A 3,956-nucleotide genomic window follows, 5' to 3' on the forward strand; every position below is an offset into this window, starting at 1 on the left:
CCCCGGCGGCCGGCACGCTGCCGCGCACCCGCCGCGCCGTCACGTGGCCCGCCGGCCCCGCAGCAGCGTCAGGGAGACCACCGCAGCCGCGACCGCGACCAGCGCGGCGCCCACCGCGGCCCCGTTCAGCGCCGATGTGAAGGCGGACCGCGCCGGCCGCCGCGAGTGGACCGCACTCGGCGTGCTGATGCTGCCCCTGCTCCTCGTCTCCATGGACGTCTCCGTCCTCTACTTCGCCATCCCCTCCATCAGCGCCGACCTGCGGCCCGGAGCCACCGCCCAGCTGTGGATCCTCGACATGTACGGCTTCGTGCTCGCCGGACTCCTCATCCCCATGGGCGCTCTGGGGGACCGCGTCGGCCGCCGCCGGCTGCTCCTCACGGGCGCCGCCCTCTTCGGAGTCGCCTCGCTGGCCGCCGCCTACGCCCAGGGACCGGCCGGCCTCATCGGCGCCCGCGCCCTCCTCGGTGTCGCCGGCGCCTGCCTGATGCCGTCCACGCTCGCCCTGATCCGCACCCTCTTCCGCGACGCGGCGCAGCGGGCCAAGGCGGTCACGCTGTGGACGGCCGTCATGGCGAGCGGGATCTCGCTCGGTCCGGTCGTCAGCGGGGCGCTCGTCGAGCACTTCTGGTGGGGCTCGGTCTTCCTGGTCAACCTGCCCGCGATGGCGCTGCTGCTGGTCCTCGGACCGCTGCTGCTGCCGAGCTCCCGGGGTACCGCGCAGGGCCGCTTCGACCTGGTCGGCGCCCTGCTCTCGCTGGCCGCGCTGCTGCCGCTGATCCACGGCGTGAAGGAACTCGCCAAGGACGTGCGGCAGCCCCTGCCGGCGGCCGGGATCGTGCTCGGACTGCTGCTCGCGCTGGTCTTCGTCCGCCGCCAGGCCCGCCTCGAACACCCCATGGTCGACCTGGAGCTGGTCCGGCGGCGCGCGTACGGCGGCTCGGTGCTGGCCAACCTGCTGGCCATGGTCGCGACCGTCGGCTTCGCCGTCTTCCTCACCCAGTACCTCCAGTCCGTCCTCGGCCAGAGCCCGTTCGAGGCGGCCCTGTGGAGCCTGGTGCCCTCGCTGGGCGTGATGGTCGCCGCGCCGACCGGCGCCGCGCTGGCCCGGAGCGTGGACCGGGCCCACGTGATGGGCGGCGGGTTCCTCGTCGCGGCGGCGGGCTTCGGAGGGCTCGCGGTGATCGGCCGCGACACCCCCTTGTGGGTCCTGCTCGTCGCGTCCGCGGTCTACGCGGCCGGGCTCGTCACCGCCATGACGCTGGCCAACGAACTCGCCCTGGGCACGGCTCCGCCGGAGCGCGCGGGCTCGGCGGCGGCGGTGCTCGAATCCGGACAGGAGCTCGGCGGCGCACTCGGGATGGCGATCCTGGGATCGATCGGCGCGGCGATCTACACGAACGCCATGCCGTCCTCCGCACCGGCCGCGGCGCGCGAGACCCTCGGCGGCGCGGTGGCCTCCCCGGGGCCCGTCCTGGAGGCGGCGCGGTCCGCCTTCACATCGGCGCTGAACGGGGCCGCGGTGGGCGCCGCGCTGGTCGCGGTCGCGGCTGCGGTGGTCTCCCTGACGCTGCTGCGGGGCCGGCGGGCCACGTGACGGCGCGGCGGGTGCGCGGCAGCGTGCCGGCCGCCGGGCGGGCGTCCCCGACCGCCCGCTGGGCACACGGGCGACGGGCCCCCTCGACCGGGCGCCCGTCGCCCGGGGACCCGTACGGGCCGCGCCCGGGCGCCGGGGTCGGGCGACCTCAGCCCACCAGGCTGTCGCGCCAGGCGCGGTGGAGGGTCGCGAAGCGGCCCTCGCCCCCCACCAGCGCGGCCGGCGTGCCGTCCTCCACCACCCGGCCCGACTCCATCACGAGCACCCGGTCCGCGATCTCGACCGTGGACAGGCGGTGGGCGATGACCACCGCCGTCCGGCCCGCGAGGACGGTGTCCATCGCCCGCTGCACGGCCCGTTCCCCCGGCACGTCCAGCGAACTGGTCGCCTCGTCCAGGATGAGCACCGCCGGGTCGGCGAGCAGCGCCCGCGCGAAGGCCACCAACTGGCGCTGGCCCGCCGAGATCCGGCCGCCCCGCTTGCGGACGTCCGTGTCGTAGCCGTCCGGCAGTCCCGCGATGAAGTCGTGCGCGCCGATCGCCTTCGCCGCCTGCTCGATCTCCTCCCGCGTCGCGTCCGGCCGCCCGATCGCGATGTTCTCCGCGACCGTCCCGGAGAACAGGAACGCCTCCTGCGTCACCATCACGACGCCCCGCCGCAGTTCGGGCGTGGCCAGCTCGGTGAGGTCGACCCCGTCGAGCAGCACCCGGCCCTCGGTCGGGTCGTAGAAGCGGGCGAGGAGCTTGGCGAGCGTGGACTTGCCCGCCCCCGTCGACCCGACGACGGCGACGGTCTGCCCCGCCGGGATCGTCAGGTCGAAGCGCGGCAGCACCTCGCCACCCGTCCGGTAGGCGAACCGCACGCCCTCGAAGACCACTTCCCTGCCCGGGGTCCCGGACCGGGCGGCCGGCAGCGCGCGCGGCGCCACGGCCTCGGGCACGCCGGGCTCCTGGGCCAGCAGTCCGGCGATCTTGCCGAGGGAGGCGGCGGCCGACTGGTAGGAGTTCAGGAACATGCCCAGCCGGTCGATCGGGTCGTAGAGCCGCCGCATGTACAGCACGGCCGCGGCGAGGACGCCCAGCGCCAGGGTCCCTCCGGCGACCCGGTAGGCCCCCCAGAGACACATTCCGGCCACCGCCGTGTTCGCGACGAGCCGCGAGCCGACGACGTACCGGGCCATCTCCAGGAGCGCGTCGCCGTTGCTCCGCTCGTGCCGGTGGTTGAGGACCGCGAACTCGCCGTCGTTGGCCCGCTCCCGCCGGAAGGCCCGGACCGGCCGGATGCCGTTCATCGTCTCGGCGAACTTCACGATCACCCCGGCGATGGCCGTCGACCGCTCGTCGAACACGAGGGCCGCGCGCCGCTGGTAGAGCCGTACGAGCAGGTACAGCGGCACGAAGGAGGCGACGGCCACCGCTCCGATGCCCAGATCCAGCCAGAGCAGCATCGCCGAGATGTAGACGAAGGCGAGGACGACGGCGATCAGTTCCTGCAGCCCCTCGGACAGCAGCTCGCGCAGCGACTCCACGTCCGTGGTGGAACGGGAGATGAGCCGGCCCGAGGTGTAGCGCTCGTGGAAGTCGACGCTCAGCGCCTGGGCGTGCCGGAAGATCCGGCCGCGCAGGTCGAGCAGCACGTCCTGGTTGATCCGGGCGGCGGCGCGGACGAAGACGTACTGGAGCAGCCCGGAGACGGCCGCGCAGAGCAGGTACCCGACGGCGACGGCCACGACCGGGCCGTGGTCGCCCGCGCGGAAGGCGGGCACGCCGCGGTCGATGGCGTACGCGACGAGCAGCGGCCCGGCCTGCACGGCGGCCTGCTGGAGGAGCAGGACCAGCGCGGCGACGACCACCCGGGCCCGGTGGGCGGAGAGCAGGGAGCGCAGCAGCGCCCCGGTCGCGCCGGCGGCCGAGGGCAGGTCGTCCCGGTCGAACGGGTCGCCGTCCCCGCCCCCGTCGCCGGGGGGCAGGGTCCCGGCGGCCGGGGCGGGCCCGGTGGTCCCGGGAGGCGCGGTGGTACCGGCGGCCCGGCCCGCCGGCGGACCGGGCTCCGGCGGCGTCGGGGCGCCGGGCGTCCCGGCCCCCTCGGTGGTCGTCTCCGGCGTCGCGGTCGTCGGCTCCGTCATCGCCGCGTGCTCCCTTCCGCGTTCCGGCCGCCCGCGTCGCTCCGGCCGCCGGCGCCGTCGTCGTGATCGTCGTTCATGTCGAGCGGGCCGAACGCGCCCGGCCCGGGTTCCGCGCCCGACATCAGCCAGGCGTACTCGGGGTGCGCGCGCAGCAGCTCCTGGTGGGTGCCCACCGCCGCGATCCGGCCCTCCGACAGGAGCGCCACCCGGTCGGCGAGCATGACCGTCGACGGG

3 protein-coding genes are annotated in these 3,956 nt (G+C 75.8%); 1 reads left to right on the top strand and 2 read right to left on the bottom strand.

What is annotated here, in order from left to right; translation table 11 throughout:
- The first annotated feature begins 187 nt into the window (after positions 1 to 187).
- Positions 188 to 1,597: an MFS transporter gene (locus EAO71_RS23075; RefSeq protein WP_147980013.1), complete on the top strand. Its 1,410-nt coding sequence runs from the start codon at positions 188 to 190 to the stop codon at positions 1,595 to 1,597.
- A gap of 148 nt (positions 1,598 to 1,745) precedes the next feature.
- On the opposite strand, the gene EAO71_RS23080 is transcribed toward EAO71_RS23075, so the two are convergent.
- Positions 1,746 to 3,722 (bottom strand): ABC transporter ATP-binding protein, encoded by a 1,977-nt coding sequence (locus EAO71_RS23080; RefSeq protein WP_261992302.1) that lies wholly within the window; start codon positions 3,720 to 3,722, stop codon positions 1,746 to 1,748.
- Positions 3,719 to 3,956, bottom strand: a 238-nt coding sequence (locus tag EAO71_RS38250; RefSeq protein WP_410094001.1) for an imidazolonepropionase-like domain-containing protein, incomplete at its 5' end; no start/stop codon positions are given. The genes EAO71_RS23080 and EAO71_RS38250, both read right to left, overlap by 4 nt.

Origin of the sequence: Streptomyces sp. MS191 (assembly GCF_008042125.1) — a bacterium.
In the GTDB taxonomy this organism is placed as follows: domain Bacteria; phylum Actinomycetota; class Actinomycetes; order Streptomycetales; family Streptomycetaceae; genus Streptomyces.

What these genes read in the sequence shown, in the direction of transcription:
- EAO71_RS23075 (WP_147980013.1), top strand. Translation starts at nt 188, where the DNA reads ATGCTGCCCCTGCTCCTCGTCTCCATGGACGTCTCCGTCCTCTACTTC.
- EAO71_RS23080 (WP_261992302.1), bottom strand. Translation starts at nt 3,722, where the DNA reads ATGACGGAGCCGACGACCGCGACGCCGGAGACGACCACCGAGGGGGCC.